Here is a 15287-nt window from a genome sequence, read left to right as displayed (position 1 = left end):
GTCAGTCGTGATCCTTGCTCGGCGGCTGGGCTGGGCCGGCCGGCAGCGACGTCACGCCTTGCGGCTGCACCAGGCTCAGGGTGGTCACGAACATGGCTTTGTCATACGTTTGCGCGCCGCGCTGTCCGGCCGTCTTGTCCGTGTGCTGCACTTCCAGCACATACGTGCCTTGCCATGGCAGCGGGAAGCTGACCAGGCCTTGCGCATCGCTCCACGCTTCCTTGCCCCAGCCCGACTGCACCACGGCGTTGACCTTGGCCTGCGCCAGCGGCTTGCCCTGGTAGCTGACCTGGAACTGGCCCGGTGTGCCGGTCGGCACCAGGTCCAGGGTCAGCGCGGGTGCTTGCGCCTTGCCGTCGGCGATCAGGCGCGCGGCCGGCACCCACACGGTGCGCGTGGTCTTGCCATCCTTTTTCTCTTCCCATGACGGGTAGGCGTTTTCCTCGACGATGATACTTTCGCCGGCGCCCACCTTGCCATTGAGGAGGAAGGCGCCCGCCGTCTTGCTCGCCTGCAGCGGCTGCGCGCCCTTGGCCGACAGCCACGTCACGTTCTTGATGCTGAACTTGTCCAGCAGACCGGGCGACGCTTCGCGCAGGTTGTCGCCGAATTCGCCGAAGTACACGCTGGCCGCCTTGCCGTCCTGCTGCAGCCAGATCTGGTGCGCGCTGGCGCTGCCGCAAGCGAGGGCCGCGCCCAGCAGGGCGGTGGCGAGGGCGCGGGGGCGCGCGATGGAAGCGATGTGCATGGTGTATCCCTTATCTTGCTTATCTTGTTATGTGAGTGGAAAAAGCGGCCGGCGGTGCATCAGTACTGGTAGCGCAGGTTCAGCGCCACGTTGCGCGGCTCGCCGTAATAGCCGCCGTTATAGAAGCCCACGCGGCGGAAATACGTCTTGTCGAACAGGTTGTTGACGTTCAGGCTGGCCGACAGTTTCGGGCTGATCTGGTAGCGCGCCATCAGGTTGGCCAGCACGTAGCTGCCCTGGCTGACGCGGATCTTGCTCTTGTTCGGCAGGGTGGCCATCGTCCAGATCTCGCTCTGCCAGTTCAAGCCGCCGCCGATGGTGAGATTTTGCAGCTCGCCCGGCAGGCGGTAGGTGGTCGAGACGCGCAGCATGTTGGTCGGCTGGATGGTGTTGGTCACCACGCCCTTGCCCGTCTTCGAGCTGCTGTGCGTGTAGCCTGCGAACAGCTGCCAGCCGCGCAAGGGGCTGCCCGACACTTCTGCTTCGTAACCTTTGCTTTTCGTGCCCTTGCCCGTCGATATATACGGACGGCTGCCATCCGGCAGCACGAAGGTCGGCGGCACCGACTTGTCTTCCTCGCCCAGATTGTCCTGCTTGGCCTCATACACGGCGAACGAGGCATTGACGGCGCCGTCGAGGAATTCGCTCTTCACGCCCGCTTCCACGTTGCTGCCCGTGATCGGGTCGAGGAAGGCGTTGTTCTTGTCCTTCAGGTTTTGCGGCTTGAACAGGTCGGTATAGCTGGCGTACAGCGACGTGCTCTTGCTCACGTCGAGCACCAGGCCCGCATACGGCGTGACGACGTCGTCCGTTTTATACGCGGAGCTGCGCTTCACAAAACGGCCTTGGGTGTCGTAACGGTCGTTATACGTTTCCCACTTCGACACGCGCGCGCCGGCCAGCACCTTGACGCTGTCGGCGACGTTGATGCGCGTGGCGATGAAGGCGCCCGACTGTTTCGTGGTGGCGACGTCGCGCGCGCCCGTGCGCGTGAGCGCCGGCTCGGGCACGTCGCCCGTCCAGTTGCGGAAGTCGGGGATGGTGGTGGCGAACGGCAGCGGATCGGGCAGCAAGGTTTCATTCGTCGTGCCCTTTCGCTTCCAGCCGTTCACGCCCAGCACCAGGTCGTGCCGGCGGCCGAACAGGGGAAAGCTGCCATTGGCCGACAGGTCGAAATTGTCCTGCTTTTCCTCGTAGGGGAAGGCGCCGCTCCAGACTTCCAGGCCGCTGCCATCGCGTTTCGGATAGCCGCTGCCGCCGTAGAACAGCTTGCCGTTCGAGGAGCTGTCCAGGCGCCCGTAGGCGGCCTTGAGCTTCCAGTCGCTGGCGAAGCGGTGCTCGAGGTAGACGTACTTGTTCTGGAACTCGCGCTCCCAGCTGCTCCACTTGGCCGCCATATTGAACGAGCGGGGCATGTTGGCCGGCGTGCCATCCGAGAAGAACAGGGGCGTGGTGCCCCAGCTCGTGCCTTTCGGCGTGTTCTTTTGATAGTCGATGCCGGCCGTCAGCAACGTTGCCGGCGTCAGGTCCGCCTCGACGATGACGGCGCCCGCCAGCTTGCGTTCCTTGTACAGGTCCATGTAGGAATGGCGGTTCTGGCCGGCCACGACGACGCGCCCGCGGATGCTGCCATCGGCATTCAGCGGTGCGCTGACGTCGCCTTCGAGCCGGACCTTGCTCCAGGAACCGACGGTCAGGCCGGCCGAGGCGGCGAATTCCTTGCCGGGGCGCTTGTGCAGCATGTTGATGGTGGCCGACGGATCGCCATTGCCGCTGACCAGGCCCGTGGCGCCGCGCACGATTTCGATGCGGTCATAGATGGCCGTGTCGAACAGCGCATTGGACCCGGAATTGACGGCCACGCCGTCGATCTGGTAATTGCCGATGGAAAAGCCGCGCGCGGAAAAACTCGTGCGTTCGCTATCGTTTTCCTGCACCGTCACGCCCGTCGACTGCACCAGCACCTCGGCCAGACTGTTCAAGCCCATGTCGTCCATGCGCTGGCGCGTCACCACGGAGATCGATTGCGGCGTTTCGCGCATCGACAGGCCCATGCGCGTGCCCGTGGCCATCTGTCTGGTGGTGTAGGAGCCCGTGTGCTCCGTCGACGCCTTGTCTTGCTGGGCCTGCACCTTGATCTCGCTCAGGGTGGCTTCCTCCGGCTTGGCGCTCGTATCGGCGGCCAGCGCCGTGCCTGCGCCCAGCGCCGCCGCCAGCAATGCCGCCTGTACGGCGGCGGCCAGCGGACGCAGGGCGGCATTGCCAACGGTTGGGGAAAACGGGCTGGCCACCATGCCGGCCAGCGAAACTGCTCGCGCCATGAAACATCCTTCTTCTCGTGTGCCTGCCGTCGGACGGCGGGCGTTTTTTTGTAGGGGAGGCTTGCTTGGCGGTGGTGCCTGGCTGGCGCAGCGTGTCATCCAGCCATATGGCAGCCAGGCGACTGCGTGCAGACTCCGGCGAGTCTAAATGTGAATGAGAACTATTCTTATTATAGTGCGGGGTTGTGAGACATGCAAGAGTGCGATGTTGTAAACGCGCACGGCCGCCCGGTACTGGGGGCGGCCGTGGCGCGCGATGCTGGCTGCGCGGGCGCTTACAGCGCCGGCGTGTAGCGCACGGTGAGGATGATGTTGCGCGGTTCGCCGAAGTAGTTACCACGGCGCAATTCACCCGTGGCGGCCCAGTAGGTCTTGTCCGTTACATTGGCGATGCTGAGGCTGGCGCTCCAGTGGCGGTTGAAAATATACGCGGCGCGCGCGTCCCACACCGCGCGTCCGCCATTGCGGAAACGCACGTCGGGATTGTCATCGGCCCGGTAGACATAACCGCTTTGCGCCGAGACGCCGCCGCCCACCGTCCAGTGGTTCCAGGCGCCGGGCAGGCGGTAGCTGGTCGATACGCGCAGCATGTGCTTGGGCGTGACGGTGGGCGGCGTTTCGTCGCCTTCGCCGCGCGCGATGTTGTAGGTGTAGCCGGACGACAGCTGCCAGCCCGGCAGCACTTCGCCGCTGGCGTCCGCGTCGATGCCCGTGCTGCGGATGGGGCGGCCATTGCGGTAGCAGCTGCCCGTCACGTCCCACTTCAGGCAATCGTCGTTGCTGGCCTCGTCGTACACGGCCGTGTCGCGCTTGTCGATGCGGAAAGCGGCCAGCGCCACGTTCAGGCGGCCGTCGTACAGCTCGCCCTTCACGCCCGCTTCATAGGTGTCGCCGACGACGGGTTTCAACGGTTGTCCGCCCAGCGTGTAGTACAGGCTCTGCGGCTGGAAGATGCTAGCGTAGCTGCCGTACACGGACCAGCGCTTGTCGAGGTCGAGGACCAGGCCCGCGTACGGCGTGAATTCGCGGCTTTCCTTGTAACGGCTGACGGGGTCGGTCTCCAGCTTGCCCGTGGTCTGCTTGTCGAACCAGCTCAGGCGGCCGCCCAGCAGCAGATGCAGGTCAGGCCGCAGTTCCCAGCGCGTGCTGGCGTAGGCGCCGTAGTGCTGCTCGTTCAGGTGCGGCAGCGCGTCCCAGGCCGGATGCGGGGGACGGGCAAGCAGCGTATTGTTCGGATGGAAGACGTCGAAGGGCAGGCCGGGCGAGGTCGAGGCCGCATGATCGTCGGTGACGGCGCGCGAGGCATTCATGCCCAGCAGTACCTCATGCCTGCCGCCCCAGGCCTGGAAGCTGCCGCCCACGTTGGCGTCCACGCCCGTGGTGACGATATCCTGCTTGCGGTAGTTGACCGAGTACAGGCGCGCCCCTTGCTGCGTGGCGGGGGCTATGCTGCCGCGCACGATGGCCGCCTGCTGGTCGAAGGCCCCATACGTGCGGTTGAGGGCAACTTTGGCCTTCCAGTCGCCGCCAAAACGGTGTTCGAGGTCGGCGAACAGTTCGCCGATGGTGGCGTCGTGGCGGTTCCAGTCCTGCGCCAGCGACGTCGAGCGCCGCACGGGCAAGGTCGCGCCGTCGCTGTAGCGGGGCAGGCCGAACAGCCAGTAGCCGTCCGTCACCGTGTGCTGGCGGCGCGCGCCGGCGCGCACGGTGGTGGCGGCGTCAAGGTCCGCCTCGACGATGCCGTAGAACAGGGGCATGCGGCTGTGCGCCGCGTCATAGAAGTAATCGCGGTCTTCATAGGCCACCAGCGCGCGCCCGCGCACGGTGCCGGCCGCGTTCAGCGGCGCGCCTGCGTCGAGTTCGATGCGGCGCTGGTTCCAGCTGCCCACGGTGGCCGTCACGTCCGCATGGGCTTCGGCGCGCGGGCGCTTGCGCACCAGGTTGGCCACGCCGCCCGGCGTGCCGGCGCCGACGATCAGGCCGGCCGAACCGCGCAGGATTTCGACGCGGTCATACACGGCCATGTCGGGGATCAGCCATCCCGTGGCATTGTCGGAAATGCCGGGCATGCCATCGATCAGGTAAGACAGGGCATTGCCGCGCGACAGGAATTCATGCGAGCCGAAGCTGCGGTTCATGCGCGTCAGGCCCGTGCTTTGCTCCAGCACCTGGTCCAAGGTGAACAGGTTCTTGTCGTCCATCTGCTGGCGCGTGACGACGGACACCGATTGCGGCGTGTCGCGCAGCGCGCGTTCCGTGCCCGCCAGGGTCACGGCGCGCGTCGTGTAGGCGCCCGTGCCTTCGCTGGTGGCCGTGCGCTCGCCATTGGCCGTCACGGTGATTTCCGACAGGGTCGCCGTTTCGCCCGTGGCCTTGGGCGCCGCCTTGATGATGACGGCATTGCCGTCGATCGACGCCTGCAGCCCGCTGCCGGCCAGCAGACGATCGAGGCCGTCGCGCACGCTGAGCATGGCGTTGATGGCGGGCGCCGTCTTGCCGGCCACCAGGTCGGGCGAAAACAGCAGTTGCAGATTGGCTTGCCGCGCCAGTTCATTCAGGGCTTGCCCCAGCGGCTGGGCGGCGATGGCCAGTGTGACGGTGGGCAAAGTTTGCGCCTGTGCGGCGCTGAGCGTGCCCAGGGCCAGCATGGCGGCCAGGGCGAGGGGGGCAGGTTGCAGATTGAAGCGGGGGGACCACATGCGGCATTCTCCAGGTTACTTGTTGTCGATACACCTGGTAGACGCGGCAGTGGATAAAATCCTCACCTGCGAATGCGACTTATTTTCATTTATTTTGTTGCAGATGCATGGCGGGCGCCTGCGCAGGCATTGTTGCCGCCATGCGGATCTCGCTGGCAGTGCCGCTGTGCACGAGCTGCACGGGCAGCAGCTGGGGCAGGGCGGCGGCAAAGCGGTCGAGCTGGGTCAGGCTGAAGCTGCCGCCGATGCGCAGGCGCGCCACGGCCGGATCGCGCACGAGCAGGCCCGTGTCGCCATAGCGCTCGAACTCGGCCAGGGCCGCGCCCAGCGGCACGTTGTCGAAGGTGATCCTGCCGTCGCGCCACGGCGCCACGCTGCCGGGGGCCAGGCTGGCGACGGCCGACAGGCGGCCGCCGGCATCGCTGCTGACGCCCTGGCCGGCCGTCAGGTCGACTTGCTCTTGCCGCGCGCCGGCCACGCGCACGTGGCCATGCTGCACGGCCACGCGCAGCTGGCCGTCCTGGGCCAGGGTGTTGCGCACGGCAAACTGTGTACCCACCACCGTCACCGTCAAAGGGCCGCTGAGCACGTCGAACGGTTGCCCTTGCTTTGATTGCACCTGGAACAGCGCTTCGCCCTGCGCCAGGCGCACTTCCCGCCGCTGGCGGTACACGGTGACGTGCAGCTGCGTGGCCGTGTCGAGCTGCACCTTGCTGCCGTCGGGCAGGGCGACGGCCAGGCGCTGGCCCCGCGCCGTCGCATACGACTGGCTGAACGTGGGTTGCTGCCACCACTGGTAGCCGCCCGCGCCCACGCCAAGCAGCAGCATGGCGGCGGCCGCATACGGCAGCGCGCGCAGCCAGTGCCGGCGGGGCGCGGACACTGGCGCAGGGGAAGCCGGGGGCACCGTCCAGCGTGCGGCGACGTGCGCGGGAATCCGGCGCACGGCGCGGTGCGTGTCTTTGAGCTGCGCATATTCTTGGGCGTGACGCGCATCGGCCGCCAGCCAGGCGGCAAACTCGGCCTGTTGTTGCGCATCGAGGTTACCGCGCCGGCTGAACCAGGTGGCGGCCGCCAGCGCTGCCGGGTCTTGTGTGGCGGTAAAAGCGGCGTACTCGCGCAAGTCCGCCTGCTCCTGGGCGGAGGGGCCGAACTCATGGCGGGGCGGGCGGGCGGTCATGGGCGCCATTATGTGGCTTTGCGCAAGGAATGCAACTGCAGCAACTGCGCCCGGCAACTGAGCATGCCGCGCGCGATATGTTTTTCCACCATGCTCACGGATATGCCCATGCGCGCCGCGATCTGCGCGTGCGGCAATTCCTCGAAGACGTGCAGCACGAAGGCGTCGCGGCAGCGGGGCGGCAGGGCGTCGATGGCGGCCACGCAGGCTTGCCAGTCCCGGCTGCTTTCGAGCACCTGTTCCGGCTGCAAATGCAGCGGTCCTGCCGGATGCGCCGCTTCCGGCAGCGCGTCAAGTGCCTCGTGCTGGCGCAGGGCGGCGCGGCGGTGCTGGTCGATCATCAGGTTGCGCGCCGTGCGGTACAGCAGCGCGCGCGGTTCGCGCACGGCCTGTTCGCCCAGCACGCGCGCATAGCTTTCCTGCACCAGGTCCAAGGCAGCCTCGCGGTTGCGCAAGCTGCGCCAGCAAAAGTTCAACAGTTCTTGGTAATAGCGTGCAACCACGGCGTCCGATGTCTGAGTCCGCAGCCAGGAATGCCGCATATGAGAATGATTCTCATTATACGATATGCCAGGATGCGGCGTTAAGCGGCTTGCCGCACCGTGGCAGGCGTACAACGCTTTGTCGGGCGGCGGGCATCGGTTAACATGGGAAGTTAATAGGGAGGCAAGATGGCTATTCAAATTATCAATACGGCACCGATGGCCGGCCAGCGGCCCGGCACCTCGGGCTTGCGCAAGAAGGTAGCGGTCTTCAGCGCCCCGCAATACCTGGAAAACTTCGTGCAAAGCGTGTTCGACACGCTCGGCGACTGCCGCGGCCAGACCCTGGTGCTGGGCGGCGACGGGCGTTACTACAACCGGGCGGCCATCCAGACGGTGCTGCGCATGGCGGCCGCGCACGGCTACGCGCGCGTGCTGCTGGGGCAGGGCGGCATCCTGTCGACGCCGGCCGTCAGCTGCGTGATCCGCAAGCATGGCGCCAGCGGCGGCATCATCCTGTCGGCCAGCCATAATCCGGGCGGTCCCGATGGCGATTTCGGCATCAAGTACAACATCGCCAATGGCGGCCCGGCGCCCGAAAAGGTCACGGAAGCCATGTTTGCGCGCACGCAAACGATCATCGAATACCGCATCAGCGACGCGGCCGACATCGACCTCGACGCCTTGGGCACTGTGCGCATCGAGCAGATGACGGTCGAAGTGATCGACCCGGTGCTTGATTACGCTGAACTGATGCAGCAGCTGTTCGACTTCGACGCCATCCGCGCCCTGTTCGCAGGCGGCCTGCGCATCTGCTTTGACGGCATGCACGCCGTTTCCGGCCCGTATGCGACGGCCATCCTGGAAGGCATGCTGGGCGCACCGAAGGGCAGCGTCATCAACGGCGTGCCGCTGGAAGACTTCGGCGGCGGCCATCCGGACCCGAATCCCGTCAACGCGCAGGAACTGATCGCGCGCATGGCCGGCGACGATGCGCCGGACTTCGGCGCCGCTTCGGACGGCGACGGCGACCGCAACATGATCGTCGGCCGGCGCTTCGACGTCACGCCCTCGGACAGCCTGGCCATCCTGGCCGCCAACGCCGCCGTGGCGCCCGGCTACCGCGCGGGCTTGTCCGGCATCGCCCGCTCGATGCCGACGTCGGGCGCGGCCGACCGGGTCGCCAGCGCGCTGGGCATCCCCTGCTACGAGACGCCCACGGGCTGGAAATTCTTCGGCACCCTGCTCGACGCCGGCATGGCCACCCTGTGCGGTGAGGAAAGCTACGGCACGGGTTCGAACCACGTGCGTGAAAAGGATGGCCTGTGGGCCGTGCTGTTCTGGCTTAACCTGCTGGCGGAAAAAAAGCAGTCGGTGGAAGACATCGTGCGCGCGCACTGGGCCACGTATGGCCGCAACTACTACTCGCGCCACGACTATGAAGACATCGACAGCGCTGGCGCGGCGCAGCTGATGGCGGCCGTGCGCGGCCAGCTGGCCGCCTTGCCGGGCCAGCAGTTCGATGGCTACACGGTGGCGCTGGCCGACGATTTCAGCTACACGGACCCCGTCGACGGTTCCGTGGCGACGCAGCAGGGCATCCGCATCGTCATGACGGACGGCGCGCGCATCGTGCTGCGCCTGTCCGGCACGGGCACCGAGGGCGCCACCCTGCGCCTGTACCTGGAGCGCTACGAGGCCGATCCCGCGCAGCATGACATCCCGACCCAGCAAGCGCTGGCGGGATTGATCGCCGTGGCCGAGCAAGTGGCGCAGATCCGCGCACGCACGGGGCGCGACGCGCCGACGGTGACGACGTAAAAAAAGGGCGCGTAGGTCGGATTAGCGTGGCATCGCCACGCGTAATCCGACGACATTGTCAGCAGCGTTGTCGATTACGCCCTTTGGGCTAATCCAACCTACTTGTATGATTACGCCTTGCCCGGGACAGCCGCCTGGCGGTAGTTGTCCACCATCTTGTAGCGCTTCGCATACAGGCCGAAGGCCAGCATGGCGACGGCGGCAAAGGCGGCGAAGAAGAACATCTGGAAAGCCGTCACGCTGATGCCGCTCTCGGCGATCTTGCCGATCACGCCTTCATTCATGACGCTGCGGTTGACGATCAGCACCCACAGGTTGCCCACCGTGGTCGACAGGTTCCAGAAGCTCATGATGGCGCCCTTCATCGAGACGGGCGCCTGGCTGTACGCAAACTCCAGGCCCGTGGCCGAGACCAGCACTTCGCCGAACGTCAGCAGGGCGTACGGCAGGATCTGCCACATGATGGAGACGGCGTTGCCGCTGTCGAGGGCCAGCTGCAGCAAGCCGATGACGATCCACGCCAGCGAGGAAAAGCCGATACCGGCCGTCATGCGGCGCAGGGCCGTCGCTTCCAGGCCGAAGCGGTTGAGCATCGGATACAGCACCAGGTTGTTGAACGGGATCAGCAGCATCACCAGCATCGGGTTCAGCGCCTGCATCTGCGCCGGCAGGAACCAGCTCGGTTTTTCCATGGTGTTCGCCTGCACGATCCACGTCGAGGCCTTCTGGTCGAACAGCGAGAAGAACGGCGTGACGAGGGCGAAGATGACGAGGATGCGCAGCACGGCGCGCACGCCTTCGACGGCTTCGTCCGGGTGGATGCCGCGCGCGCGTTCCAGCTGCATGGCCGTGCCGATGCTGCCGAAGGCCAGCAGCAAGACCAGCGCGGTACACGCGGAAATCACGAAGCCCCATTCGGGAATGCTGTAGAACGCGTACAGGGCGCCGATCACGCCCACGTAGGCGACGTACAGGCCGGGACGCGAACCGCCGTCGACGCGCGCCAGCAGTGCCGTGCGGGCCACGCGGGTGAACGAATCGGGATTCGGCGGCGCCGGCGGCACGTGCACGTATTTCTTGGCGCCCATCCAGAAGACGACGGTGGCGGCCAGCATCATCAGGCCGGGGATGCCGAAGGCGATCGACGGGCCGAAGTCGCGCAGGAACATCGGCATCAGCAGCGAGGCGAAGAAGGAGCCGAAGTTGATGATCCAGTAGAACAGGTCGAAGACCAGCTTGGCCTTGTGCTTGTTGGTCTGGTCGAATTGGTCGCCGACAAACGAGGCGACGAGCGGCTTGATGCCGCCGGAGCCGAAGGCGATCAGGAACAGGCCGAAATAGAAGCCGTTGACGCTGTTTTCAAACAGGGCCAGGCAGGCGTGGCCCGCGCAATACACGAGGCTGAGCCAGAAGATGGTGTTGTACTTGCCGAAGAAGCGGTCGGCCAGCCAGCCGCCCAGCAGCGGGAAGAAATACACGCCGATGACGAAGGTGTGGAACACGTGCTTGGCTTCGCCTGTGCGCTGGTCGATCGGGATCATCAGCAGCAGGGTGCTGATGAGGAATGGCGTCAGGATGTTGCGCATGCCGTAAAAGCTGAAGCGTTCGCAGCCTTCGTTGGCGATGATGTACGGTATTTGCCGCGGCATTTTGCCCGTGGCGGTTTGTGTCTCGGCCGATGACATTGGCTCTCCCCCAAGTTTTTTTTGTAAGCCGCGATGCTAAGGCCTGCCGCGTTTGCTTGCAACAGAAAAAACGGCCTGTCCGCTATTTCGCAGGGATTTGTAAGGTATTGATTTTCATAAAGACATTACTTTCGGCACTTGCGCTTGTACTTGCACACGCCGGGCGCGGCAGCCACAGCTGCATTTGCAGCATGCCGTCCGATGCGGGGCCGTCCGCCACGGTAAAGCCGCAGCCCAGGTACAGGGTCAATGCCGCGTGGTTGTCCTGCGCCACGGCCAGGCGCAGGCGGGCCAGTTCGGGGATGGCGCAGGCATGGGCAATGGCGGCCTGCAGCAGTTGTCGTGCAGCGCCGCGCCCGCGCGCCTGCGGCGCCACGTATACGCCCCACAGGCTGGCCTTGTCATGCACGACGGCGATCGGTTCGCGGCGCAGGCCGGCAATGCCGATCAATTGTTCTTCGTCGAAAACGCCAAATATTATTTGGTGGGGCGTGATGCGCAAGCGCTCGGCTATCCGTGCCAGCGGCAAGCCGCTCTCCGCCGCGTGCGTGGTGCAGAAGGCGGCGGGCAGTTCGGCGATGCCGGCCAGGCGCAGCGCGCGGTAGGCGGCAACGTCGTCGGGCGTCAGGGGGCGGACGGTGGTGGCGGGCATGTGGGCGAGTATCGGGCTTCGATGCCAGAAAGTAAACCTTGCCGTTCACCGCCGCCATCCTTAATATCTGCCGCATGAAACCTGTACCGAGCCCTTCCCCTGATATGTCCGCTGGCGCGGCTCTGACGCCGGCGCGCGAGCGCGCGATGCTGTGGCTGCTTGCGCTGACGCAATTTACCGTCATCATGGATTTCATGGTGATGATGCCGCTGGCGCCTCAGCTGATGCAGGCGTTCCACATCGGCCCGGCCGCCGTCTCGGGCGCCGTTTCCGCCTACGCCTGGTGCGCGGGCCTGTCCGGCTTGCTGGCGGCCACGTATATCGACCGCTTTGACCGCAAGAAGCTGCTGCTGACCATGTTTTGCCTGTTCACCTTGTCGAACCTCGCTTGCGCGCTGGCGCCGAACTTTTATGTGCTGCTGTGGTCGCGCGCGTTTGCAGGGCTGACGGGCGGCGTGCTGGGCGCCATGGTCATGGCCATCATCGGCGACGTGATTCCTTCCGAGCGGCGCGGCGCGGCCACGGGCATCGTCATGACCTCGTTTGCCATGGCGGCCGTGGGAGGCGTACCCATCGGCGTGGTGCTGGCCGCGCACTTTGGCTGGGCCTCGCCGTTTTTCCTGCTGGTCGTGCTGTCGCTGCTGGTCTGGCTGGGCGCGGCGCGCGTGCTGCCCTCGCTCACGGCGCACATGGGCGCCGCTCCCACGCCGCTGCGCCAGGTGCTGCCGAACCTGCTGGCGCTGTTCCGCGAGCGGCGCCACCTGAAAGCGTTCTCCTTGTCGATTGTCAACATGACGGCCGGCATGCTGGTCATTCCCTTCATTTCGCCCGTGCTCGTGGGCAATATGGGGCTGGCGCCGGCCGATGTCACCTGGGTGTATCTGGCGGGCGGCTGCGCCACGATCTTTACTGCGCGCCTGATCGGCCGCTGGGCGGACCGGGCCGGCAAGCAGCAGGTGTACCGCTGGGTGTCCCTGCTGTCGATTGCGCCGCTGCTGTTCATGACGCACTTGCCCCAGCTGCCGCTGCTGGGGCTGATGCTGGCGTTTCCCTTCTTTATGGCCCTCGTCTCGGGCCGCATGGTGCCGCTGCAGGCGCTGCTGACGACCATCCCGGAAACGCACAAGCGGGGCGCGTTTCTCAGCGCCAATTCGGCTCTGCAAAGCTTTGGCAGCGGCCTGGGCGCCTGGCTGGGCGGCCTGACCCTGCAGACGGATGCGGCCGGCCACATCAGCGGCTACGGCATCAATGGCTGGCTGGCGGCGGGCTTGTCGCTGTGGACGGTGTGGTGGGTGGCGCGCGTGCGCGGCGCGCCGCCGCAGGGCGCGCCGGCGTAGGCAGTTACTGCGTGGCGATGCGCTGCATGGGCGCATTGTCCTTGCGCCATTGTTCCAGGCTGATCAGCTCACCGCTGACGACGTCATCGACGAGGATGCGCTTGCCATCCTGGGAGACGACGAAACTCTCCCAGCGGTGCGCCGCGTCTGGCGTGTTTTCCACAAAGTTCAGGTCATAGTAGGGCTTGCCATCGATGAGACGCACGTCGGGCGACGTTTCCATCACGGCGCCGTGGGCGCGGCCGCCCGAAGCCTTTTCGATATGCGCCGACCAGGCCTTGATTTCCGGCAATGCCATCAGCGCATCGACGGCGCGCGCGCTCTGTTCTGGCGCCGCCTGGCTGCTCGCGGCCGGGGCATTGGTGCCGTGCGGCGCGCCTTGCTGGTGCAGGTAGAAAGCGCCGAGCCCGGCGGCCAGCAAGCCGGCCAGGATGCCGGCGATGATGGTGGTTTTGGAAGAAGAGGCGCGTGGCTGCATGATGGTGGCGTGAGAAAGAGGGACGATGGCGGCCATGCTAAAGCAAAACGTGCAGGCGGGCAATCGTTGAAATTTCTAAAAAGCAAGACGAAAAAAAGCCACCTTCCGTGGGAGGTGGCTTTCGGGGCCGCCGGGGAGGCGCTGGCAGCTTTTGGCCTGCCAGCCCTGTCCCGGCGTATGCGGCCAGGTGCGCCGTCGCCTGCGCGACTGGCCGCAGGACATTACATCATGCCGTCCATGCCGCCCATGCCGCCCATACCACCCATGCCGCCGCCCATGCCGCCGGCTGCCTTGTCGTCAGCGATTTCGCAGACCATGCAGTCGGTCGTCAGCATCAGCGAAGCGATCGAAGCGGCGTTTTGCAGCGCCGAACGGGTCACTTTGGCTGGGTCCAGAACGCCCATTTCCACCATGTCGCCATACGTGCCGTTGGCAGCGTTGTAGCCGTAGTTGCCCGCGCCAGCCAGGACGGCTGCCACGACGACCGAAGCTTCTTCGCCGGCGTTTTGCACGATCATGCGCAGCGGCTCTTCCATTGCGCGCAGGACGATCTTGATACCAGCGTCTTGATCAGGATTGTCGCCCTTGACCGTGATGTTGGCGCGTGCGCGCAGCAGGGCTACGCCGCCGCCTGGCACGATGCCTTCTTCCACGGCAGCGCGCGTGGCGTGCAGTGCATCTTCAACGCGGGCTTTCTTCTCTTTCATTTCGACTTCGGTGGCTGCGCCAACCTTGATCACGGCAACGCCGCCAGCCAGTTTGGCCACGCGCTCTTGCAGTTTTTCACGGTCGTAGTCCGAGGTCGCTTCTTCGATCTGTACACGCACTTGTTTCACGCGTGCTTCGATCGAGGCAGCTTCGCCGGCGCCATCGATGACGATGGTGTTTTCCTTGCCCACTTCGATGCGTTTCGCCTGACCCAGTTCGGCCAGGGTCACTTTTTCCAGGGTCAGGCCGACTTCTTCAGCGATCACCTGGCCGCCCGTCAGGACAGCGATGTCTTCCAGCATGGCTTTGCGGCGGTCGCCGAAGCCTGGTGCTTTCACTGCGCAGGTTTTCAGGATGCCGCGGATGTTGTTCACAACCAGGGTAGCCAGCGCTTCGCCTTCGATGTCTTCCGCGATGATCAGCAGTGGACGGCCAGCCTTGGCGACTTGTTCCAGTACCGGCAGCAGGTCACGGATGTTCGAGATTTTCTTGTCGCACAGCAGGACGAATGGGCTGTCCAGGACGGCAACTTGCTTCTCTGGGTTGTTGATGAAGTATGGCGACAGGTAGCCGCGGTCGAACTGCATGCCTTCAACGATGTCCAGCTCGTCGTTCAGCGACTTGCCGTCTTCAACGGTGATGACGCCTTCTTTGCCGACTTTTTCCATCGCTTCAGCGATACGCTCGCCGATCGAGTAGTCCGAGTTCGCCGAGATCGCGCCAACCTGGGCGATTTCCTTGGTCGTGGTGCAAGGACGGGCGATTTTCGCCAGTTCTTCGACGGTCGCTGCAACAGCTTTGTCGATACCGCGCTTCAGGTCCATCGGGTTCATGCCGGCGGCAACGAACTTCATGCCTTCGCGCACGATGGCTTGTGCCAGCACGGTCGCGGTGGTGGTGCCGTCGCCGGCGTTGTCGCTGGTGCGGGAAGCCACTTCCTTGACCATTTGCGCGCCCATGTTCATGAGCTTGTCTTTGAGTTCAACTTCTTTCGCTACCGACACACCATCCTTGGTGACGGTAGGGGCGCCGAACGAGCGCTCCAGCACGACGTTGCGGCCTTTCGGGCCCAAGGTGACTTTGACTGCGTTGGCGAGGATGTTGACGCCTTCGACCATCTTGGCGCGCGCTGCGTCGCCGAATACTACTTCTTTAGCTGCCATGTTCAATTCTCCT

The 15287-nt window shown here is 65.3% G+C and carries 11 protein-coding genes; 2 read left to right on the top strand and 9 right to left on the bottom strand.

Annotated elements, in window-relative coordinates; genetic code table 11:
- Nucleotide 1: 1 nt before the first annotated feature.
- From D9M09_RS21345 to D9M09_RS21325, 5 genes are all read right to left on the bottom strand, one after another.
- A complete protein-coding gene (locus D9M09_RS21345; RefSeq protein WP_121670317.1) occupies nucleotides 2-748 on the bottom strand; it encodes a DUF4198 domain-containing protein in 747 nt (248 codons plus the stop codon).
- A 59-nt stretch (nucleotides 749-807) separates the two neighbouring features.
- Nucleotides 808-3069, bottom strand: coding sequence for a TonB-dependent siderophore receptor (locus D9M09_RS21340; RefSeq protein WP_162995762.1), 2262 nt, complete (start codon nucleotides 3067-3069; stop codon nucleotides 808-810).
- Between the two features lie 275 nt (nucleotides 3070-3344).
- The gene (locus tag D9M09_RS21335) at nucleotides 3345-5768 is read right to left on the bottom strand and encodes a TonB-dependent siderophore receptor (protein ID WP_121670315.1); all 2424 of its coding nucleotides are present in this window, start codon (nucleotides 5766-5768) and stop codon (nucleotides 3345-3347) included.
- Between the two features lie 85 nt (nucleotides 5769-5853).
- Nucleotides 5854-6948: a FecR family protein gene (locus tag D9M09_RS21330; RefSeq protein ID WP_121671185.1), complete on the bottom strand. Its 1095-nt coding sequence runs from the start codon at nucleotides 6946-6948 to the stop codon at nucleotides 5854-5856.
- An 8-nt stretch (nucleotides 6949-6956) separates the two neighbouring features.
- The gene (locus tag D9M09_RS21325; protein ID WP_205602281.1) at nucleotides 6957-7451 is read right to left on the bottom strand and encodes a sigma-70 family RNA polymerase sigma factor; all 495 of its coding nucleotides are present in this window, start codon (nucleotides 7449-7451) and stop codon (nucleotides 6957-6959) included.
- A gap of 168 nt (nucleotides 7452-7619) precedes the next feature.
- Between D9M09_RS21325 and D9M09_RS21320 the strand changes: the two genes are divergently transcribed.
- Nucleotides 7620-9251, top strand: coding sequence for an alpha-D-glucose phosphate-specific phosphoglucomutase (locus D9M09_RS21320; RefSeq protein WP_121670313.1), 1632 nt, complete (start codon nucleotides 7620-7622; stop codon nucleotides 9249-9251).
- A 110-nt stretch (nucleotides 9252-9361) separates the two neighbouring features.
- On the opposite strand, the gene D9M09_RS21315 is transcribed toward D9M09_RS21320, so the two are convergent.
- Both D9M09_RS21315 and D9M09_RS21310 read right to left on the bottom strand, forming a co-directional pair.
- On the bottom strand, nucleotides 9362-10936 hold the full coding sequence (locus tag D9M09_RS21315) for an oligopeptide:H+ symporter (protein ID WP_070311781.1): 1575 nt from the start codon (nucleotides 10934-10936) through the stop codon (nucleotides 9362-9364).
- 82 nt (nucleotides 10937-11018) lie between these two features.
- The gene (locus tag D9M09_RS21310; RefSeq protein ID WP_121670312.1) at nucleotides 11019-11588 is read right to left on the bottom strand and encodes a GNAT family N-acetyltransferase; all 570 of its coding nucleotides are present in this window, start codon (nucleotides 11586-11588) and stop codon (nucleotides 11019-11021) included.
- Nucleotides 11589-11662: 74 nt separating this feature from the next.
- On the opposite strand from D9M09_RS21310, the gene D9M09_RS21305 reads away from it, so the two are divergent.
- The gene (locus D9M09_RS21305; protein ID WP_240453435.1) at nucleotides 11663-12925 is read left to right on the top strand and encodes an MFS transporter; all 1263 of its coding nucleotides are present in this window, start codon (nucleotides 11663-11665) and stop codon (nucleotides 12923-12925) included.
- Between the two features lie 4 nt (nucleotides 12926-12929).
- Here D9M09_RS21305 and D9M09_RS21300 read toward each other — a convergent pair whose 3' ends face one another.
- Nucleotides 12930-13403, bottom strand: a complete 474-nt coding sequence (locus D9M09_RS21300; protein WP_070289263.1) for a hypothetical protein — start codon at nucleotides 13401-13403, stop codon at nucleotides 12930-12932.
- 221 nt (nucleotides 13404-13624) lie between these two features.
- Nucleotides 13625-15274, bottom strand: a complete 1650-nt coding sequence (gene groL, locus D9M09_RS21295; protein ID WP_070221899.1) for a chaperonin GroEL — start codon at nucleotides 15272-15274, stop codon at nucleotides 13625-13627.
- Nucleotides 15275-15287 lie beyond the last annotated feature (13 nt).

Source organism: Janthinobacterium agaricidamnosum, assembly GCF_003667705.1.
GTDB lineage: Bacteria > Pseudomonadota > Gammaproteobacteria > Burkholderiales > Burkholderiaceae_D > Janthinobacterium.
The sequence above is the reverse complement of the archived record's forward strand: the minus strand, read 5'-3'. Positions and strand labels throughout refer to the sequence as shown.

Coding starts and splice junctions, on each gene's coding strand:
- D9M09_RS21340 (WP_162995762.1), bottom strand. CDS start 3,069: ATGGCGCGAGCAGTTTCGCTGGCCGGCATGGTGGCCAGCCCGTTTTCC.
- D9M09_RS21330 (WP_121671185.1), bottom strand. CDS start 6,948: ATGACCGCCCGCCCGCCCCGCCATGAGTTCGGCCCCTCCGCCCAGGAG.
- groL (WP_070221899.1), bottom strand. CDS start 15,274: ATGGCAGCTAAAGAAGTAGTATTCGGCGACGCAGCGCGCGCCAAGATG.
- D9M09_RS21345 (WP_121670317.1), bottom strand. CDS start 748: ATGCACATCGCTTCCATCGCGCGCCCCCGCGCCCTCGCCACCGCCCTG.
- D9M09_RS21315 (WP_070311781.1), bottom strand. CDS start 10,936: ATGTCATCGGCCGAGACACAAACCGCCACGGGCAAAATGCCGCGGCAA.
- D9M09_RS21335 (WP_121670315.1), bottom strand. CDS start 5,768: ATGTGGTCCCCCCGCTTCAATCTGCAACCTGCCCCCCTCGCCCTGGCC.
- D9M09_RS21300 (WP_070289263.1), bottom strand. CDS start 13,403: ATGCAGCCACGCGCCTCTTCTTCCAAAACCACCATCATCGCCGGCATC.
- D9M09_RS21320 (WP_121670313.1), top strand. CDS start 7,620: ATGGCTATTCAAATTATCAATACGGCACCGATGGCCGGCCAGCGGCCC.
- D9M09_RS21310 (WP_121670312.1), bottom strand. CDS start 11,588: ATGCCCGCCACCACCGTCCGCCCCCTGACGCCCGACGACGTTGCCGCC.
- D9M09_RS21305 (WP_240453435.1), top strand. CDS start 11,663: ATGAAACCTGTACCGAGCCCTTCCCCTGATATGTCCGCTGGCGCGGCT.